General features: G+C 47.1%; 17 protein-coding genes. 9 read left to right on the top strand and 8 right to left on the bottom strand.

The window, feature by feature from the left end; all coding sequences use genetic code 11:
• Nucleotides 1–91: 91 nt before the first annotated feature.
• Nucleotides 92–1,792, bottom strand: a complete 1,701-nt coding sequence (locus MKY87_RS23210; protein ID WP_289391560.1) for a methyl-accepting chemotaxis protein — start codon at nucleotides 1,790–1,792, stop codon at nucleotides 92–94.
• Between the two features lie 353 nt (nucleotides 1,793–2,145).
• Between MKY87_RS23210 and MKY87_RS23215 the strand changes: the two genes are divergently transcribed.
• The 3 genes from MKY87_RS23215 (at nucleotide 2,146) to MKY87_RS23225 (ending at nucleotide 5,169) form a co-directional block, all read left to right on the top strand.
• Nucleotides 2,146–3,543 carry an L-cystine transporter gene (locus tag MKY87_RS23215; RefSeq protein WP_091033512.1) on the top strand — a complete coding sequence of 466 codons (1,398 nt, stop codon included), beginning with the start codon at nucleotides 2,146–2,148 and terminating at the stop codon, nucleotides 3,541–3,543.
• 377 nt (nucleotides 3,544–3,920) lie between these two features.
• Nucleotides 3,921–4,604 carry a queuosine precursor transporter gene (locus tag MKY87_RS23220; protein ID WP_017689950.1) on the top strand — a complete coding sequence of 228 codons (684 nt, stop codon included), beginning with the start codon at nucleotides 3,921–3,923 and terminating at the stop codon, nucleotides 4,602–4,604.
• A 211-nt stretch (nucleotides 4,605–4,815) separates the two neighbouring features.
• Complete coding sequence (locus tag MKY87_RS23225) at nucleotides 4,816–5,169, top strand: hypothetical protein (RefSeq protein ID WP_249911471.1); 354 nt, start codon at nucleotides 4,816–4,818, stop codon at nucleotides 5,167–5,169.
• Nucleotides 5,170–5,416: 247 nt separating this feature from the next.
• Here MKY87_RS23225 and MKY87_RS23230 read toward each other — a convergent pair whose 3' ends face one another.
• The gene (locus MKY87_RS23230) at nucleotides 5,417–6,505 is read right to left on the bottom strand and encodes a M24 family metallopeptidase (RefSeq protein WP_339785430.1); all 1,089 of its coding nucleotides are present in this window, start codon (nucleotides 6,503–6,505) and stop codon (nucleotides 5,417–5,419) included.
• A gap of 262 nt (nucleotides 6,506–6,767) precedes the next feature.
• Between MKY87_RS23230 and MKY87_RS23235 the strand changes: the two genes are divergently transcribed.
• A complete protein-coding gene (locus tag MKY87_RS23235) occupies nucleotides 6,768–7,979 on the top strand; it encodes a PQQ-dependent sugar dehydrogenase (protein ID WP_339785428.1) in 1,212 nt (403 codons plus the stop codon).
• Between the two features lie 572 nt (nucleotides 7,980–8,551).
• On the opposite strand, the gene MKY87_RS23240 is transcribed toward MKY87_RS23235, so the two are convergent.
• On the bottom strand, nucleotides 8,552–9,283 hold the full coding sequence (locus tag MKY87_RS23240; protein ID WP_338592343.1) for an MBL fold metallo-hydrolase: 732 nt from the start codon (nucleotides 9,281–9,283) through the stop codon (nucleotides 8,552–8,554).
• Between the two features lie 56 nt (nucleotides 9,284–9,339).
• The gene (locus tag MKY87_RS23245) at nucleotides 9,340–9,882 is read right to left on the bottom strand and encodes a hypothetical protein (protein ID WP_339785426.1); all 543 of its coding nucleotides are present in this window, start codon (nucleotides 9,880–9,882) and stop codon (nucleotides 9,340–9,342) included.
• Nucleotides 9,883–9,986: 104 nt separating this feature from the next.
• On the opposite strand from MKY87_RS23245, the gene MKY87_RS23250 reads away from it, so the two are divergent.
• Nucleotides 9,987–10,850, top strand: a complete 864-nt coding sequence (locus MKY87_RS23250; RefSeq protein WP_339785424.1) for an SDR family oxidoreductase — start codon at nucleotides 9,987–9,989, stop codon at nucleotides 10,848–10,850.
• Nucleotides 10,851–10,897: 47 nt separating this feature from the next.
• On the opposite strand, the gene thrS is transcribed toward MKY87_RS23250, so the two are convergent.
• The 3 genes from thrS to MKY87_RS23265 form a co-directional block, all read right to left on the bottom strand.
• Nucleotides 10,898–12,898, bottom strand: coding sequence for a threonine--tRNA ligase (gene thrS / locus MKY87_RS23255; RefSeq protein ID WP_340966379.1), 2,001 nt, complete (start codon nucleotides 12,896–12,898; stop codon nucleotides 10,898–10,900).
• 472 nt (nucleotides 12,899–13,370) lie between these two features.
• Nucleotides 13,371–15,131, bottom strand: a complete 1,761-nt coding sequence (locus MKY87_RS23260) for a sensor histidine kinase (protein ID WP_289391570.1) — start codon at nucleotides 15,129–15,131, stop codon at nucleotides 13,371–13,373.
• Nucleotides 15,128–15,889, bottom strand: a complete 762-nt coding sequence (locus MKY87_RS23265; protein WP_289391571.1) for a response regulator transcription factor — start codon at nucleotides 15,887–15,889, stop codon at nucleotides 15,128–15,130. The genes MKY87_RS23260 and MKY87_RS23265 overlap by 4 nt, the downstream gene beginning before the upstream one ends.
• 220 nt (nucleotides 15,890–16,109) lie before the next feature.
• Here MKY87_RS23265 and MKY87_RS23270 point away from each other — a divergent pair, with 220 nt between their 5' ends.
• Together MKY87_RS23270 and MKY87_RS23275 are read left to right on the top strand one after the other, a co-directional pair.
• Nucleotides 16,110–17,210: a peptidoglycan DD-metalloendopeptidase family protein gene (locus MKY87_RS23270; protein WP_340966380.1), complete on the top strand. Its 1,101-nt coding sequence runs from the start codon at nucleotides 16,110–16,112 to the stop codon at nucleotides 17,208–17,210.
• Nucleotides 17,211–17,306: 96 nt separating this feature from the next.
• On the top strand, nucleotides 17,307–17,810 hold the full coding sequence (locus tag MKY87_RS23275) for a GNAT family N-acetyltransferase (RefSeq protein WP_339785418.1): 504 nt from the start codon (nucleotides 17,307–17,309) through the stop codon (nucleotides 17,808–17,810).
• 115 nt (nucleotides 17,811–17,925) lie between these two features.
• Here MKY87_RS23275 and MKY87_RS23280 read toward each other — a convergent pair whose 3' ends face one another.
• A complete protein-coding gene (locus MKY87_RS23280) occupies nucleotides 17,926–18,417 on the bottom strand; it encodes a DinB family protein (protein WP_339785416.1) in 492 nt (163 codons plus the stop codon).
• A gap of 285 nt (nucleotides 18,418–18,702) precedes the next feature.
• Between MKY87_RS23280 and MKY87_RS23285 the strand changes: the two genes are divergently transcribed.
• Together MKY87_RS23285 and MKY87_RS23290 are read left to right on the top strand one after the other, a co-directional pair.
• Nucleotides 18,703–19,122: a hypothetical protein gene (locus tag MKY87_RS23285; protein WP_338592364.1), complete on the top strand. Its 420-nt coding sequence runs from the start codon at nucleotides 18,703–18,705 to the stop codon at nucleotides 19,120–19,122.
• Nucleotides 19,119–20,408: an ammonium transporter gene (locus MKY87_RS23290; protein WP_036610695.1), complete on the top strand. Its 1,290-nt coding sequence runs from the start codon at nucleotides 19,119–19,121 to the stop codon at nucleotides 20,406–20,408. Before MKY87_RS23285 ends, MKY87_RS23290 begins: the two co-directional genes overlap by 4 nt.
• Nucleotides 20,409–20,458 lie beyond the last annotated feature (50 nt).

Consider the following 20,458-nt stretch of genomic DNA (forward strand, 5'->3'; position numbering starts at 1 on the left):
TAGAAACGGAATGTTAGCGGCATGGGGGTATTGTATATCCTATGATTAAATGAGGTTTAAAACAGGTCATGATAGGTTAATGGTTAACCTGTTAGTTTATTTTGAAATTTTTCATAGCGGATTGCAGCTCTACAGCTTGTTCATGCAGATGACGAACTGTATTCGAATGGGAATCCATCTCGCTGAGCTGCAGGTCTGCTGTTGAAGCAATCTGTAACATGCTCTCACGGGATTTGGTCGTAATCTGTGCTGTTTCTTCAACGGATGCACTCACTTCTTCAGCACCAGCAGATACTTGTTGTGTAGAAGCCGAGACGGTCTGAATGGTCAGATTCACGTTCTGAATCAATTCATTCAGTTGCTGGAAGGCTGATCCTGCTTGTTGAACGACAGTTGTGCCTGAACCAATCTCCTGGGTTACACGGTTCATGGCGTCAACCGAGCGTTCAGCGTCTTCACGAATGGTACCCAGATAATCCGAAATTTCTTCGGTGGCTGTCTTGGATTGCTCGGCAAGTTTGCGAACTTCTCCAGCAACAACAGCGAATCCGCGGCCATGTTCTCCGGCACGTGCTGCTTCAATGGAGGCGTTGAGTGACAGCATGTTAATCTGTTTGGTGATTTCAAAAATGGAAGCAACAATGGTGCCGATAGCTACCGAACGTTCATTCATAGTTTCGACATAACGCAACGATTCGCTTGCTGTCTGGCCTACACGCTCCATCTGCTCAATGGCATTCTGAGCCAGTCGGTTACCGTTAACTGCCTCGTTGGCTGCTTCACCAATCTGGTCAGATACTTCAGCGGAAGAAGAAGCAATATGCATGATACCTTGCGTAATTTCTTCCATAGCTCTCGCGTTCTCGGATGCGCTTGAGGCAATGCTGATGCTGCCTTTTTCTGCATCTTCTGCGGAGCGGCTGGAGTTTCGAACCATACCAGACATCGATTCAACTCGCTGAAGCAGGTCATTGGAACCTGACACAACTTCATTGGATGTAGACAAGGCACGGCTAATCATTTCTTTCAGGTTATGCGTCATCGTCTGGAAGCTTGCGGCAAGCTGGGCAATTTCATCTTTGCCTTTGATCTCTAGCTCAGCGGTCAGATCGCCTTGGGAAATTTGTTTACTATGTTGGACAAGCTTGATGATCGGTTTGGTCACTCTTTTGATCATACTAGTGGAGATAAGCCACCCGAGCACAAACACTAATGCTGTAATCCCAAGACATAACCAGAAAATCTGGGTAATCTTGTCTTGAATGAACTGGGCATCCATGCTCACAGCCATAATCATGTTACTTCCTGCAATGGGGATAAAGGCTGCTTTATGTACACCAAAGGAATCGGAGTAGACCTCACTGATTACCATTTCTTTGTTCTCAATAGCTGCATTCATTGCGGGTTCTACACTGATCTCATCCTGCGCTTTCATGCCTGAGGAAGAGTTGGCAACAACCACTTTGGCTGAGCCATCTTGAATAGCAACAACGTAAGCCGCATCCAAATTATGTTCTTTTGCTTTATCTGCCAGATACGATTCCACGGTCATGGCAGCACCTTCAGAACCGGCTCCGCCACTCTGTACCTGTAGGATTTTGGATGCTGAAGTATTCTTGTATATATCCTGAATGGACGTGTTTAGGACTTTGTCAAACTGCGGCAGCACGTAGCTTTGAATAATATTCATCGAAACGGCGTAAAAACTAATACTGAACAACAGGGAAGCAACCAGCAGAACGAGGAACAAAGTGCCTCTGATTTTACCGGCAACGGTGCGATTACGAAACATATGATCATCCTTTCACGTCAAGTTCATTAACATTGTCGCTTTTCCGTAATCCTAAGACCTATCTACCAATGAAGAAAGACCTAAATTATACGTTGAGAAAACTTGGGAATAAGCGGATATACCTATATTACAAAATTAACCGGAGGTTGAATAGAACAATTTTCACGATTTGGTGTATTTTTTTCAGAAATAGATGAATCTGTTACATGCATATTACATAATATCAATTAATACCTACCAGAATAGTTTGTTATATGTTATATTGTAAAATGTCTTTGTCGGAAGTACAAAAGATAAAAGAGAAAATCGGATATTTTCCGGTTACACACATACCTGAGGAGGATTTAAAAGAAATGGATACTTTTCTAGTCATATTGAATGTAGTGGTTATGCTTGCCTTACTTGGCATCCTCTACTGGATGCAGAAAAAGCATATCTCCTTTACGAAACGCGTATTTGCGGGTCTGGGACTGGGGGTTGTGTACGGGGTTATTCTTCAATTGGTGTACACATCAGGTTCTGATGTAGTTACGAAATCAGTCGATTGGTTCAATCTGGTCGGTTCAGGATATGTTCGTTTGTTGCAAATGGTCGTGATCCCATTGATCATGGTGTCCATCATCTCGGCCATTATGAATCTGAAGGGCAAACAAAATCTCGGCAAGATGAGTGTTTCCATTATTGCCATTCTGTTGATCACGACAGCGATTGCCGCAGGGGTCAGCATTGTGACCAGTCTGGGCTTCAACCTGACTTCCATTGAGATTCAAGGAGGAGACCGGGAGAATGCGCAGATTCAGAAGGTGGAGGAACGGCTTGTTGATGTGAAGGATCAGACCATCCCGCAGCAAGTGCTAGAATTCATTCCTTCGAATCCATTTGCAGATATGACAGGAGAACGTCGTACATCCACACTGGCGGTGGTTATCTTCTCCGCGTTTATCGGTGTAGCCGTACTTGGACTGGATCGCAAAAAACCACAGCAGGCGGAGACGTTCCGCGGTATGGTTAATGCGGTGTATGCGGTGGTTATGCGAATTGTTACACTGGTGCTGAGGCTTACGCCTTACGGGATTTTAGCACTGATTACAAAGGTAACGGCGACAACCAATGCGGAAGAGATATTAAAGCTCATCAAATTCGTGATTGCGTCTTATATCGCGCTGGCGATCATGTTTATTATTCATCTGATCATTATCTCTCTGTCCGGCTTCAACCCGGTTACGTATTTGAAGAAGGTGTTGCCAACACTGGTATTTGCCTTTACGTCCCGTTCAAGTGCAGCGGCGATCCCGCTGAATGTGGAGACACAGACGAAGAAACTCGGCGTATCGGACGGCATTGCGAACCTGTCTGCAAGCTTTGGGGCTACGATTGGGCAAAACGGCTGCGCCGGGATCTATCCGGCCATGCTGGCGGTGATGATTGCTCCGACGGTCGGCATCGACCCGCTGAGCTGGGACTTCATTGTGACTTTGATCCTCGTAGTCATGATCAGTTCGTTTGGTGTGGCTGGCGTTGGCGGCGGGGCAACCTTCGCTTCCCTGATCGTATTGTCCACCATGAATCTGCCTGTGGCTCTGGTTGGACTGCTCATTTCCGTGGAGCCGCTGATCGACATGGGTCGTACAGCGCTTAACGTGAACGGGTCGATGACATCAGGACTCGTGACGAGCAGAATTTTGAAGGAAAACGATCGGGACACGTTTAACGATCAAAGCCGTGAGCTGGATTCTGCGGCTCAGGCTTAATACAGAATGGGATTAGATAAAAGCTCACATTAAGATAGCTAGAGCCGTCTACAAATCAAGTGAGAAAAGCCGTCCTTCGGAGGAATCCGGAGGGCGGTTTTTTTTTGCGGAAATCAAGCTAAACTGTGCACGGTGGTGAAGCAGTCTTCTTTTTCGATACATGGTGCAAGGGGAATAGGGGTAGTAAAAACTAGTATGGTCAAGAGGGAAGCGGGAGGAATATAGAAGGGATCGTAGTCACTCAGGCACACTTGGAGTTATTTAGTTCTGTTCATGGGACGAGAAATGTGATAGAGTATTCATGTTTTGGCCCTGAGCCAAACCGCGGTTCGTAACCATCCCGCGTAATCAAAACTAGGAAGGCAGTGTATGTATTTATGTTTAACTTAGGGTGGGGAGCAGTTTTTGTTCTCGTAACTTATGGATTTTTCTTGCTGTGTTACCGCTTGTTCGGTAAAAAAGGTCTCTATGCCTGGATTGGTGTGGCTACGGTTATAGCCAACATTCAGGTGACCAAAACGATAGATATCATGGGAATCGTGCTGACGCTTGGTAACACGATGTATGTCAGCATGTACCTGACCAGTGACCTTCTTAATGAGAAGTATGGACCAGGTGAGGCACGCAAAGCCGTATGGTTCGGTTTTTTTACGTTGATCATGACGACGGTTCTGATGCAGATGGTGTTGTTCTTTGACCCGGCACCGACGGACTTTGCACAGGAATCCATGGCGAAGCTGTTCGGTCTGCTGCCACGTCTGGCACTCGGAAGTCTGACGGCTTACTTTATCAGTCAGTTCCTGGATGTACGATTGTACTCCTGGCTGCGCAAGGTGGCCCCAGGACGCAATCAGTTGTGGATACGCACCAACGGTAGTTCGATCATCAGTTCATTTGTGGATACACTGGTGTTCTGCACAATCGCGTTTGCGTTTATCTACCCTTGGGATGTTTGGCTGGAAATCTTCCTGACGACGTATATTATCAAATTTGTATTAACTGCGGTTGGAACACCGTTTCTGTATGCCGCACGCAGCTTTAAGTTTAAGGATGAAGCTTAGACAATATTCAAAGAGTATCACTTAAAATCACCCTCTGCGCAGTCAATTGTAATTCGGACTCAGCAAGGGTTTTTTTCATAGAAAAGTCCCGAAACAAGAAAAATCCTTTTTACATTTTTATGAAAAAGTTATAATATAAACGACCTGTCGTTTATGAGCGTGTATCATTTATTATTAGCCAACAATGACTTCATACAAAGGGGAATCGCACATGTATTCTACACTGCGTTATACACTGGAAAGCAATGGCACAACCTACGAGAATGATAACATTAATGCCTCGTTATTGGTGGAGTTGATCTCCAATCTGGAATTGCATGAATACGTAGTACTTAAACCTTCGGAGCTGGTGGAGGGAAGTATGTATATGCAGGCTGCTGCGCTTGAGGAACCAGGGCAAATGGTGGCGGAGATTCGTTTGCAGGAAGGCGAGGACGGTTTCCTGCATTACAGCTACAGCACAACAGATACAACTGGGATTATTCAATGGTTTCTGGATTACTGGGGGAAGCAACAGTTGCCACAGCTAGAGTCTTGGCAGGATATCACGCATGAGTTTGACTAATGGTAAATGAGTGAGCAGGAATAAGATTACGTAGAATGCAGACGGAGTAATTTAGGATATGCTTTGTATTAATTAAAATCCCGCAACCCATGATATTCATGGATTCGCGGGATTTTTGTGTTCGCGTGTGTATTTTATATTATTGAAGATACAGTTCAGCACAGTTGCGTGCAGTTTAGTTCATGATACATAATATCGGCTGAGCATTGGATGTATATGGGCTGTTTTTGACATAGATCCAATTGAATTAGTCGGTAAGGATTTGCAGTTCTTTTGGATATGTTGTCAGAACTTCGACACCCGTCTCGGTCACAATTACATCATCCTCGATACGAACGCCGCCTGCTGCGGTATAGATGCCCGGTTCAATCGTGAATACGGTACCTTCATTCAGGATGTCCATATTCTCTCCATGGAGGGAAGGATACTCATGTACGTCGATACCCAATCCGTGGCCTACTCTATGCATAAAACGTTCGCCGTATCCCGCTACTTCCGTTACCTGGCGTGCTGCACGATCCACTTCGGCGCAGGTAATGCCTGGTTTCACGATTTGGATAGCAGCTTCGTTCGCTGCGAGCACAGTGTCATAGATGGTTTTGAGTTCAGGTGAGATGTCACCAAAGGCGAATGTACGTGTGATATCCGAGGCATATCCTCCAGCATACACACCCATGTCAAACATCAACAGGTCACCATGTTGCAGTTTCCGTTCACCCGGTGTACCGTGTGGCAGACCTGTTTTGGGTCCCGTGAGCACCATGGTATCAAAGGAAGGGCCATCGGCACCCAGCTTTTTCATCTGATACTCCATCTCTGCGACAAGTTCAATCTCGGTTACGCCTGCACGAACATGAGAGAGGCCTTGACGAAGAGTTTCTTCAATTAGATGAATGGCGTGGCGAATGCGGGCTACTTCATCTGGTGTTTTTTTCACACGTAATGTGCGAAGCAACGGGCCAACATCTTCAAAGCTGGCTGCACCCAGAGCGGCGGTCAACTGCTCATAACGTGCGACCGTCACGTATTCTTTCTCGAGACCAACCCGGCCCAAGCGCCCCTGATAACGATCAAACAAAGCGTACGGATTATCCGTATCCGTGTGCGTGGCAATGTTGGATACCGAGGAAGCGGCAGCGGCAGCTTCTGCGTCCAGTGCGGGTACAATCAACAGGGGCTCTTCGCCGCGTGCAAGAACCAGACCAAGGAAGCGTTCATGCGGATTGCTCGCAAATCCAGTTAAATAGTAGATATGTTTCGGATCTGTGATCAGCATGGCGTCCAATCCTTGCCCGGACAGATCGGCTTCAAGACGAGATAAAGGGTTTTGATTCATAAGTGTAGTTGTCCACCTTTCCATTCATACTATCCTTCTATTATAAAAGATTATGATGGAATTCCAAACTGCGATGATTTCATGTCCTCGGGATCCCTTGAATTCTCGGTTTAAGCGGCTGGTATGAAGGGTAATACAGGGCGAAACCGCTTTACACATGAATAATAACACCACAACAATAGAGTACAATATATTAACAATACGTTGAAGCTTGGCTTAATTATTTTATACAAAAGAACGATATGCGAAGGGAGATGTAGTCATGAATAATCGAGTAAACGTTCCGCTGTATGCTTCATTATTAAGTGTGGCACTGTTAACCGCGTCATGTTCTTCAGGCGAAACCTTTACGGGAGGGACAGAGCAGACGTCTCAGGGACAGGGAACAGGTCAGGGACAGACAGCCAACGGCGGCAATACCAGTGTGGGTGGAAAAGAGAGTGAAGCGCAGGGGGAGACGGTTATTCCGTATCAGGCGTCCGTTCTGGTTGAAGGATTGAATGCACCATGGGAGATTGTAAGTGTGCCTGATGGTCGGATGTTTGTAACGGAACGCCCTGGTGCGATTCGGGTCATTGAGGATGGAAAACTGGCCTCTGAACCACTGATTGAATTCTCAGCTCCGTTTAATGAAGAAGGGGAAGGAGGTCTGTTGGGTCTTGCAGCTGATCCGGACTTTGAGGAGAACGGTTACTTGTATGCATACCACTCCTATCTCGAAGGCGACAACATTGCCAATCGGGTTTTACGCCTCAAGGTGAATGATGGCAAAGCGGTCATAGATAAAGAACTACTAGGTAACATTCCAGGCGGAACAAATCATAACGGTGGGCGGATCAAGATTGGCCCGGACAAGTTGCTCTATATCACAACAGGTGAGCGGTATGAACCGGAACTGTCACAGAACCAAGATAGCCTTGGAGGTAAAATATTGCGGATAGGTCTCGACGGATCGATCCCGGCAGACAACCCATGGCCGAATTCACCTGTATACAGTATGGGACACCGTAACGCACAGGGACTGGCCTGGAACCCGGACAACGGTTATCTCTACTCCACTGAGCATGGTCAGCGTAATCATGATGAGATCAACCGGATTGTAGCTGGTGAGAATTATGGCTGGCCTGAGGTGGAGGGAGACAACGATGACAATGGCGCATATCAGGCTCCGCTTGCACATAGTGGGAATGATACATGGGCACCGTCTGGTGTAGCTTTTGTTGAAGAAGGACCTTGGGCTGGATCACTGATTGCTGCGAATCTGCGTGGAGAGCAGTTGCTGAAAGTTACTCTTTCGGAGGATGGTACACAGGTCGAGCAGGTGGAACCGATCTTCGAAGATGAATGGGGTCGAATTCGCAATGTGAGTGCTGGTGAGGACGGAAAGTTATACGTGCTTACGAACAATCGGGATGGACGAGGATCGCCACGAGATGGAGATGACAAGCTGATTGTACTTACTCCGGAGAGCTAAGTCGGGGTCAAAGGAGATAAAATCAGTGTTACAGGACAGCGTCGAACCGGATTGGTATCCCCGTAAGGTTGAGGATGGAGTAAGTTTAAAACGAACGGTTGCCGCTTAACTTTAAGCCAAAGCCCTGAAGTGCCCTAATCTGAATCGCTCTAAATAAAATTATTCTAACGAACCTGACGCACCTTAAATAGAGGTTTGGTGGCGTTCATAGTATATAACGAACCTCAGTCACGTTATATCGCCAAAATTCACTAGAAACCTGCCGAAAAACCAATGAAATGAGTAACTAAGGTGTCTGGAGTTCGTTAGAAAATACTGATACTCAAAATTCTGCGTATAGGGTGTCAGAGATTCGTTACAAAACAACTCCAGTGCAGTAGTATATGCACATGGTTAGTTAATTAAAGGAGCTGTTCCCGTCAAATTCATGACTTATGGGACAGCTCCTTGATTGTAATGTATGTGTCGCCCTAATCTTGAATGAGCTACTCCGCACAATGCCGCACGAAGAGAAACAGCGTTAATAGGATGCTTGTGTCATTCCAAAAATACTCACAGCTCCGCGTTCTTTACTACTCTGCGCTCTCCGCAAGTGTGGCAATGCGCTGAGCGGGATCATTCGTGTACTCTCCACCGTGATAACAGAGGACTTTATCGAGCTTAAGGTCGGTCAGTTTCTTCAGGCTTCGTAGCGCTTCAGGCATGTCCGGTGTCGCGGGTGGCGCTGGGCCAACCAGTTCATCATCGACCACACGAAGTTCATCGGCAGCGAGCAGGAACTGCTGCTCACCGAAATACAGGCAGATATGACCTGGGGTATGTCCCGGTGTATGAATAACCTGTGTACCACCTTGAAGGGGTAACAAGTCTCCGTCCGCCAGTGTTCTGCTGATGTTCACTTCAGGCAGCTGCAAGAGCAGTTGATCTGCCAGTGCCAATACGGGCGCGGGCAGCAACGCACGACGTTCAGGCGTGAACTTTATCAAAGATTTCTCACCTGTTAGATATGGAATCTCGTCGGCATGTGCCCAGATTTCCAGATCGGGAATAGCATCCAGAAGAGCGCCCAGATTACCGATATGATCGATGTCCTGATGGGTAATAATCACACGTTTGACGTCCGAGAGTTGAACGCCTTCTTGTTCCAAAGCGGATTGAAGTTCAGCAAATTGTCCAATCATGCCTGTATCCACCAGGGTTACCCCATCTTCGTCACGAAGCATGACGGGGAATATGGGGCTGTTCCCAGAAGGTGTGGGAATCTGAAGATTTAGCACAGTAATCGAAGTTGTTGGATGGCTCATGGTTGTCCGGACCGTAGTCCGGTACACCTCCTTTTCTTTTTTAGCGATGATTGTTGTTATTCAGGGCGATTATATTTTAAGTGTTTTCTATATTTTTTTACCGTATGGAGTAATGTTTCAAACGTTTCTTCTTCATTACTGCCATCCTTAACGATGGAGACAAATGAGAAGTTATCATGAACAAGTTTGTTCCTCGTCTGAAACACCTGGCTAAGGGCTTCTGCGAAGTGTTCTTTTTCGGATTCAAGAGCAATGAATTCTTTACTCAGTTCGGCTTGAATAATCTCCATGTTGGAGCGCGCACGATAGGCAGGAGTTTTCATCAGCTGGGTCGAATTAAACTTTTTCTGATATACGTCTCTGTACAGTTGATGTAACATTTGTTCAATAATGGCGCATAGTTCGATGACCAGTGAAGCATATCTTCGGTTTTTGCGTTTTCGGGTGAGCTCACGTGTTTCTTCCTGGTCAAAGATACCGTATTTTTCATACAGCGTAGAATCAACGTTCTGCAAGATTTCCTGATATTCCTGTTCGAGTAGTGCGATTTCAAGTTTGGCTTGTTTTTTAACTTTTTTAAAATCTTCTTTGGTCAGCATACTTGTCCTCCCATGGAAACCGAGATGTGATCCTATCATTATCTCATATTGTCCGTCGTTGCGCCTCTAATTTCGGAACCTCAGGTTCAGAAGGGAAGTACCTCATGTTCAACCAGACAGCAATTGTAACAGGAGCTAACTCAGGTATGGGGTTGGCAACCACTATTGAACTTGCAAGACAAGGATATCGGGTAATCATGGCATGCCGCAGTGAGAAGCGCGGACAGGAGTCTCTTCAGGAAGCTGTGCGTCAGTCCGGCTCTTCTGCGATTGAATTGATGTTGTGTGACCTGGGTTCACTCGAAAGTATACGCCAGTTTGCCCGCACATTCCGCGAGCGCCATGACAGCCTTGACGTTCTGGTTAATAATGCGGGGGTGGTGATGGTCAAGCGGAAGGAAACCTCAGACGGGTTCGAACAAAGTATCGGTATTAACCATCTGGGGCATTTCCTGTTGACCTTACTTTTGATAGAACCTCTGAAAGCTGCGAAGCAGGGACGGGTTGTGAACGTTTCGTCAGGTGCATATAAGGCCGGCAAAATCCACTTTGAAGATCCACATTTGCACAAAAGTTATAATCCGATCAAAAGCTACGCCCAATCCAAATTGGCTAACGTGTTGTTCACTCGTGCGCTGGCCCGCAAACTGTCAGGCACATCTGTCACGGTGAACTGTCTACACCCTGGTGCGGTGGGAACGAGCATTGGCGTAGATCGCAATACTGGATTTGGCACACGCATTATGGCGTTTGTGGGCAAGCTGCCATTCTTTTTGTCCCCTGAAGAAGGGGCGCGAACGGCTATTTATCTGGCCACAAGTCCTGAAGTTGTCGGCATCACCGGGCGTTACTTCTATCAACAGAAAGAGCAGCAGCTGAAGGCACATGCCGTTGATGATGCTTCAGCTGAGCGTTTCTGGACATGGAGCGAAGAGCAGGTGGGGCTAAAGCCTGATGAGAAGTTGTAATTCAGCACAAGCTGATAAGTGACCAATAGATAGAGTCGTTACTTCTTTTATATTTTTGCCTTCACAGCTTGTTGGATCATTTCAATAACAGCTTCAATACGTTGGATGCCTTGATCTCCCTGACCGTATGCACGGACAGAGGCAGATGAGGCATTTTTCTCATTCTCACCAAGTACGAGCGAATAAGGCACTTTTTCCATCTGGGCTTCACGGATTTTGTACCCGAGCTTCTCGCTGCGCAGATCTGTTTCTACCCGAATGCCCGCAGCCCGGAGTTGGCTCTGTACTTGGAGCGCATAGTCTGCGTAATGATCTGACACAGGTAGGAGCTTCACTTGCACAGGTGCGAGCCAGAGTGGAAATGCTCCTGCATAGTGTTCAGTCAGAATGCCGATGAAACGATCAATGGAACCGTAGATGGCACGATGGATCACGACAGGACGGTGTTTCAGGCTATCCTCGCCAATGTAAGTGAGGTCGAACTTCTCCGGCATTTGAAAATCAAGCTGGATTGTTCCGCACTGCCAGCTACGCTTCAGCGCATCGAGGATATGAAAGTCAATTTTTGGTCCATAAAAGGCACCGTCTCCTTCGTTAACGCGATACTCCACGCCGCGGCGATCCAGTACATTTTGCAATGCACGTTCCGCTTGATCCCACAGCTCTTCCGATCCCATGGAATCTTCCGGGCGAGTGGACAATTCAATCTTATATTCGAATCCAAAGATATCGTACATACGTCCGATCAGTGAGATCGCCTGATTAATCTCGTCCTCGATCTGCTCTGGCATGACGTAGAGATGAGCATCATCCTGGCAGAATGTCCGCACACGCATCATGCCGTTCAGGGCACCTGAGAATTCATGACGGTGAACCTGACCAAATTCCATCATGCGAATCGGTAATTCGCGATAGGAATGGAGTGTGTTTTTGAAGATCAGCATGTGCCCAGGACAGTTCATCGGTTTCAGTGCAAAAGTGGCATCGTCCACTTCGGAGAAATACATGTTGTCCTTGTAATGCTCCCAATGGCCGGATTGCTCCCACAGCCTGTTGTTCATCATCAGAGGAGTCCGAACTTCCTGATAACCTTCCTGTAATTGCAGTTCACGCGAGAATTGCTCTAGTTCAGTGCGAACAGTCATGCCTTTAGGCAGATAGAAGGGCATGCCGGGCGCTTCTTCGGAGAACATGAACAGTTCAAGCTCTTTGCCAAGTTTACGGTGATCCCGTTTTTTCGCTTCTTCGAGCATGTGCAGGTGTTCATCCAGCTGTGCTTTGTTCGGGAAAGCAGTGCCGTAGATGCGTTGCAGCATCTTATTATCCGAGTTCCCCCGCCAGTACGCGCCAGCTACATTCAACAGCTTGAACGCTTTGATCCGACCAGTGGATGGAAGATGGGGACCGCGACACAGATCGAAGAACTCTCCTTGATCATAGATAGAAAGCTCGGCGTCCTCTGGTAAATCCTGAATGAGTTCAAGCTTGTAAGGGTCCTGGATTTCTCCGAAGATACAGAGGGCTTCCTCCCGGTTAACGACCCGGCGACTGATCTTATGATTCTCCTGAATGATTTTGTTCATTTCCCGCTCGATGGCAGCCAGATCACTGATGGACAAGGCATGCTCCAGATCAACATCATAATAAAAGCCATCTTCAATGACCGGGCCGATACCCAGTTTCACTTGTTCTGCACCGTAGATGCGTTTGAGTGCCTGTGCGAGCACATGTGCTGCGCTGTGACGATAACGATACAGACCTTCCGCGCTGTCCAAAGTAACAATAACGAGTTCGCAATCTTGCTTGAGCACCCAATCGAGATCGACATTTTGACCATCTACAATACCGCCGATAGCCTGTTTCCCAAGACTTGTGCTGATGGATGAGGCGACCGCCCCTACAGTGATGCCTGCTTCGTAAGAACGTATCGCGCCACCTTGCAGACGGACCTCAATGGAATGACCGGATGGTTGAAGATCATTTGCTTGGTTGTTTATTTCGTTACCTGATTTGTTGCTTGCTGAGTTACTGTTTTCTTGTTTGCTCATGTGAACCACTCTCCATTTCTTGAAATGAAAGCGCAAAAAACACCCGTCCCGGAAAAGGGACGAGTGCGCTTGGCTCGTGGTTCCACCCTAATTTTGGTTATGGTGCACCCTGATCTCGGCCAGCCGCCGGAACAGAAAACATCATAACCCTCATTGGAATCCGTTATCGGGGATCAGGCGGTGAACTCTACTGACAGCATGTCGAACATCCAAAGGGGTCCAAAATGCTGAGGTTCGAGGTCACGGCTGCAGAGGGGTAATTCCGGTCCGTTCGCTGAAGAAGGTTTCACCAATCCCCTCTCTCTCTGGGCAGCACGCAAACGAAATCTTGTCTCTGGTCATCGCCAAATATGTTAGATCAAACTCATTTGAATTATTCTGAAATGTGTTGCATTCAATATCAATATATTGGAACAGGTGTTATTGAGTGTCGATTATATAGACTGAAAATGGAAAGGTCAAGCGGAACATTTTATTTGGTTTCGGACGGCTCATCCCATATTAAGCGAATGATCGTTCCTTCACCAGGGGTGGACTGTACCTCAATACGACCATTCATGGCTTCGATCAACCCTTTGGTTACCGCCATGCCCAGCCCTGATCCAACGTCCGATGTACCTGTATCTGTGCCGCGATAGTATCGTTCAAATAACTTCCATACCGTTTCGGAGTCCATGCCTTTTCCATTATCGGCAAACTGAATGCTGAATTCATCTGCCTGCGTACCAGAATGCACACTGACAACCAGGATGGATTCGGGCGGATTATGAAGAAGGGCATTGGCGGTCAGATTATCCACAATTCGTTCAAACGACGGAATATGGACAAGTCCATACACAGGCACTTCGGACGGTTGGAATATGATGCGACCTTCTCCATATGCCGGATTCCGTTCAGCGCGCTGGATCAGATCACGGAGTAACGTATTTACGTCAGTCTTTTCCACCACAGGTTGATATCCTCCACTGCGTAATCGATAGGTCATGGCAAGGTCGTTGACAAGCCTGTCCATATACATGGACTTATCGAGCATTATGCCTGCGAATTCTCTGACTTCCTCCGCGGTCCAGCTATACTTATCCGCCTCAAGCATATGAGCATATCCCTGAATGGAGGAGAGGGGTGTCTTCAGGTCATGTGTTATGCCAGCAATCCACTCCTCCCGCAGAGAATCGGTCTGTTTCCGAAGTTCTTCATCTTGCTTCAAAGTGTGAGACAGGGCCTGCATGGAGCGAAGCACTTCAGCATACACGTTGTATTTTCGCTTCCACTTTCCGTTACGACGCTGACTGCGAGGCACTCCAAAGGCTCCGGTAGGTTCCTCGTAATGTCCTCGTTCCAGACGCTGTAACCATTGGAGCATATGCAGCATAGGTGAGCCGAAGCGGTTGGCATACCAGAAGGCAAGCAAAATGAGCAGAATGATGATGGACACGATCAATACAACCAATGCCGGTTCCAGAATAAAATTGTAGGGGTTTTGATTTCCGGTCGCCAATGGATCGCCAGGGATGCTAATCAGCCAGGTGGTTTCATTCTTCTCATCGTACCACGTGGCAACAGACATGCCTGATCGACTCGGATAGCGAATTTGCAGAACCAGTTCCTGAATGGTGTATTCGCTTGGTACGCCCATGGCCGGTTTGTTATAGGAGGAGAGTTCGCTTCCTGACGCGTCCAATACTTGAAGATAAGCATTGGCGGCACGGAGGGCCTCCTGTTGGTCGGGCTGAAGATCAAGCTTCCCGTTGGTGAAAGCAAGGTCTGAACGAATGTTATTCATTAAGGACTTGGCCGGGTTACTCTCGCCATATAACAAAGTGAATTCCTTCCCGTTTTTCTCCCGAATCAGCATGACAATCTGATAAGGGAACGGCTTCTGGATTTCCCAGTATGCAATCAATTCCCCCGGTTTATAGTGAGTAGGAACATCGGCAGGTGTGTGATATTCATCAATAGCGTAACCTTGTTCATCCAGAACCTGGAGCCAGCCTTGATTTTTATCCACTTGTTTCAGCAATTCGGGGTCATATCGGATCGTATTATCTGGCAGAATCTCTGCTGTATTAATCAATTGGTCCAGACCATTAACAGCAAAATCATCCACCAGATTCACTTCATTTACCTTTTGCACGACCCAGTAGGTGGCTACAGACCCAAGCAGGATGATAAGAACGACTGCACCGGCAAGCATCCCGATAAACCGGGTCATTAACCTGCGACGAATACTCATGGGCGTGACACATGTTCCGGCTGAATCAGTTTGTATCCCAAACCTCGGACGTTAATGAGAAACACTGGATTGGAAGGATCGGCTTCAATGCGCTCCCGAATGCGGTGAATATGAACCATCACGGTATTGTCATCACTAATGGCTTCAGAGCCCCAGACCCGTTCATATAGATCTGACTTGGTGAAGATGCGATTGGGATGTTTGCAGAAAAAGAGTAGTAGTTGAAACACAAGTGCCGGACAGGATACGGACTCACCTTCAACACGAAGCTCACCAGCCCATTCCAGCACTTGAAACCGTCCAAAGTCGTACACGCCTTCCGATGTGCTGGGAGATGACGTATTTACGTTAGATGGGATGTGATCCGAGATCGCTGCGGTTTTGGAAGGTAAATAACGCTTCAGTAATGATTTAATCCGAGCAACGACTTCCAGCGGATTAAAGGGTTTGGCGACATAATCGTCGCCACCAACAGCGAATCCGGTTAATTTGTCATAATCGGTTGTTTTGGCCGTCAGAAACAGGATGGGCGCATCGGTGACCTGCCTTAGAAAAGGACAGATTTCCAGTCCGCTTTTGCCAGGAAGCATGATGTCGAGCACGATGCAATGATAGGTCTTGTTGTTGCATGCCTCAATGGCAGCTTCGCCTGTTGTAACGGTATCAATATCGAGAAACTGCTCTTTGAGCAGAACGGTTTTGAGCATATGCAGAATGGCCTGTTCATCATCCACAAGCAGTAATGAGACGTTATCCATAGTTTAAAAATGACCTCCTGATCCTTCCGTTGTGTGTATTGCTAATCATACCATCCAAGAAGGCTGTATAGCATATGAGCTATCTTAACGGAATCTTAATTATACAGCGTTAGAGGGCAAGACGAGTTTAGCTACTGGTAAGTTGGGGTTAGACGAAGGATAAGACTCATTCTGTACACTTAACTGGAAAGTATAACGATTAGTAGAAGGGATGTTGAGAATGAACAGAGAAGGTCATCTGAAATCAGAGCAAAATACACATTCGAAATTACAGAATAAAAGGGGTTGGAAGGTGCTTGCGATTACCCTTGGAGCTTGCGTGATACTGTCTGCTTGCGGCAACAGCAACTCCATTACTTCCGACCAGGCGGAGCAGCAGTCAGCCGAAGAGGCGTCCAATAATGAAGCGAGCGAGAACTCGAATCAGGAGCAGAACTCAAGTTCAGAGGTGAGCACGATGGTTACACCAGACAATTTCATAGATACCTTGATGAACGGTTCAAAGGATGCAATCTATAATCAGTTCTCTCCGGAATTGAAGGGAACGTTAACGCTTGAGCAGTTCAAGGAAGCTGCTAACCAGTTTCTGGAGGGTGTGGAATCTTGGGAGCTAGTGGTAGATGCCCAAATGAATCAAATAACCGAGCATAGCTGGAAGGATCAAACCGGAACGAAAGGTGTTCAAGTTTATTTTTCTGAAGAAAATCAGATAGAGGGTCTCTTAATTCAGCCGTTAGAAACTTATGAGGATACGGACAGCAAATTCACAAAAACAGAGTTCCAATTCCCCATGAAGGGGGAATGGTTTGTATTCTGGGGAGGCAATGATGTGTTGTCCAACTATCATTATGCGCATGAAACCCAGCGCTACGCCCTGGATATTGTTCGTACACAGAATAATTCAAGTTATCAAGGTGAGGCAACGGCAAACGAAAACTACTATGCTTTTGGTGAACCACTCTATGCAGCTGCGGACGGAACAGTCGTCGAAATCAAAAACGATATTCCGGACAATGTACCAGGTGTCATGAATCCGGAAGAGCCGGCGGGTAACTATGTGGTGATCGATCATGGAAATGGTGAATACAGCATCACAGGACATATCAAGGAAGGCAGTGTTTCGGTCAAAAAAGGAGATAAGCTCAAGCAAGGAGACCCTATCGGTGAGCTCGGTAATTCGGGTAACTCCAGTGAAGCTCATCTGCATTTCCAGGTATCGGACGGTCCGGATCTGTTCACATCTCGCTCAATTAACATTCGTTGGGCAGACCAGAGTCAGCAGTTCACTCGTGGGAACACAATACAGGGACTTCCAGAGTAATTCTCTGTCAGAATGTTAGAGGTGACGAAAACTTCTCTTCTCCGTTATAATATCCTCTATGATAATAGAACGATCTGAGATGATGGAGGAATAGCGATGAAACTGGAAGATGTGCAGATTGAATATGCGCGCCTGGAGGACTTGCCGAGGATTGTGGAAATATATAATTCCACTATTGAGGGCCGTATGGCAACAGCGGATTTGGAGCCGGTGACGGTGGAGCAGCGTATTCCGTGGTTTGAGGACCATTCACCGGATCATCGTCCGCTTTGGGTGATGAAGCAGGCAGGGCATGTGGTAGCTTGGGCAAGTCTCAGCTCGTTCTATGGACGCCCTGCGTATAATGGAACGGTGGAAGTCAGTGTATACGTGGATCAGCAATGCCGCGGAATTGGGGCTGGCGGACGTTTGCTCGAAACGGTATTTTCAGCATGTCCTGCACTTGGAATTACAACCATTCTCGGATTTGTCTTCGGGCATAACGAACCGAGTCTGGGGTTATTGCGCAAGCATGGTTTTGAACAGTGGGGATATTATCCCGAAGTGGCCGTGTTGGATGGTGTGAATAGAGATCTGGCGATTTTGGGCAAAAAAATATAAGTGTCGTTCTTATTCGTAACATAAGAACACTGAAAACCTCCAACCTAAATTAATAGGATTGGAGGTTTTTTTGTCGTTAGACTATATTCTTCGCTATGTGAAAAGGAGGTTGTGTTTATACGCCAAGCTGCTGTTTAATCTCTTGGATCTGTCCCAGATGACGTTCCTCATGATAACTTGTAAAGTCAATCCATTGGGTAAGATCCATCTCACCAAATACGGGATGAGGAAAGGACTTGCTGCGCAGCAGGTCAGGATCATGATCCAATGCAAAGTTGTTTAACGCTTGGTGAGATTCGTCCAGATCACTGCGTACGTCTGCAAGTGCTTCAGGCGCTGCTGGAGGCTGAAGATGGGGTGGTGCCTCGACGGAGCGGCTGCGGTCCAACGATAATTCATATGGTTTTTTGTCCACAGACACCGTCTGTTCCTTCTCTAGGGCAAGGCGGGCTTGTTTTCCAATTACATTTTCCATCAAATTCAGATGTCGTAGTACTTGCATAATACTCCATTGTTGGGGTGAAGGTTTTTGGTTCAATTGTTCTTCTTCGAGTCCCGAGACTGCTTCCCAGATTTGGTTGCGTATATTGTCATTACGAGTAAACATTGTGCAATCCTCTCCTTATATATAGGTTCTATGATGCGGGTAGTCTGTGTATGTTCATTACCCCAAAAGTGGATGCTTATTCTATAAGCATTGAGAATGGAAAGAGTGAATGCGAACCTGGGCAAGATTAGCCTTGTTAGATGTAATCTGTGCCAAATAAAAAAAGCCGTTCTCCATGAACGGTTCATTTAAATCCATCACAAGTCCAAAAAAAGATTGACGGGTAGACCCCGGCAAACTATAATCGGTACAAGTAACTTGATATGTAAGGAGTCCTGACATGATATGTTAGTAATCGACGAGGTGTATCACCATACAGCATTGCAAATATCATCGTCCGATTTATTGTACCTTATCGAACGGCTGAAGGTCAAAAAAGAAAATGAGATCGAAACGCTCAAACAGAAGATCGAACAGTTCGAACAAAAGCGTCGAGCGGAAGAGATCGCTTATCAATCGTTGTCGCCCGTACGCAAATGGTTTGCGGGACGCCCCGCATCCCATCATCAGGCGGTGGAGTATATGGTGCAGGTGAAGGAACGTTTTCGCAAGATGGAACAGATTCGCAGACGCATACGTGAATTGGATCAGATCGCAGAGCGAATTAAGCATCCGGACAGCATTGAGCGGGACAAGATTGAGCTTGCGCCCGAAACAATCCGTGAGCTCAGACAGCTTAGTGAAACGGAGGATGTACAAGCATGACTTTGGAGACGTTAAGCACCGGGATTGATACGGTCTGGGTCGTACTGAGTGCAGCGATGATTTTATTGATGGAGGGTGGATTCGCCCTGCTCGAGGCTGGCTTTGTGCGTTATAAAAATAGTGTGAACATTATTATGAAGGTATTTGCTGACATTACGATTGGAACGTTACTGTTCTATGCCATCGGTTTTGGACTGATGTATGGTTCGGACGTTGGCGGTTTTGCGGGAGTAACGGGATTTTTCCTGAATGGGGATTTGTCTCATCTGGACGTACCGGTATCTCTGGAGACATTCTGGTTGTTCCAGGCTGCCTTTACCATTGCCGTTATTTCCATCGTTTCAGGAGCGGTAGCCGAGCGCATCAACTTCCGTGCCTACCTGTTATATATCATATTGATGACGGCGATCATCTATCCAATTGGTGGACACTGGGCATGGGGCGGCGGCTGGCTTAGTCAGCTGGGGATGCAGGACTTTGCCGGTTCGGCTGTCATCCATGCACTCGGCGGATTCTCTGCACTCGCTGCTGCGATTATCATTGGTCCGCGTAAAGGAAAATACACGCCGCTTGGCGTAAGTGCCATCGCACTTCCGAGCAATCTGCCACTGGCCTCTGTAGGTGCATTTCTGTTATGGTTCGGCTGGTTTGGCTTCAATGCTGGGAGTACACTCAGCGCGACGGATGTAAGAATTGGTCACATTGCGATTGTCACGATGTTATCTGCGGCTTCGGGTGGTGCGGTTACGTTACTGTATACGTTATTCCGCTTCAATCGTTCAGATGCACCATCGGTCATTAACGGTTCGCTTGCGGGACTGGTCGGCATTACGGCAGGCTGTGCTTTTGTTGGCGATGTAGCAGCGATATTCATTGGGGCCGTATCCGGCTTATTGATGATGGCTGCCACCAACTGGCTGGACCGTCGGCAGATTGATGATCCAGTTGGTGCTTTCCCGGTGCATGCCGCATCAGGGATGTGGGGCACGATTGCCGTAGGTCTGTTTGCCACGGATGGTGGATTATTCATGGGCGGCGGCTGGAGGTTGCTGGGTGTTCAGGCACTTGGCCTTACAGCCTTGGTCATCTGGGGATTCGCCATGACCTGGATCGGGTTAAAGTTGATTGGCAAAATTGTGCCTGTACGTTCGACAGAAGAAGAGGAAGATCTGGGTCTGGATATCAGCTATCATGGTGTGATGGCAGCCCATCAGGCCCATGAATTCCTGGATGGTGAGGAGCATATGCGTGCTTACCAGGAAAAGTCCTCTGATCCGAATCGTTAAATGCAATATAGGATAAAGAAGTAGACTGACAAGGAATGTCAGTCTCTTTT

The organism is Paenibacillus sp. FSL R7-0198, from assembly GCF_038000415.1.
Lineage (GTDB): Bacteria > Bacillota > Bacilli > Paenibacillales > Paenibacillaceae > Paenibacillus.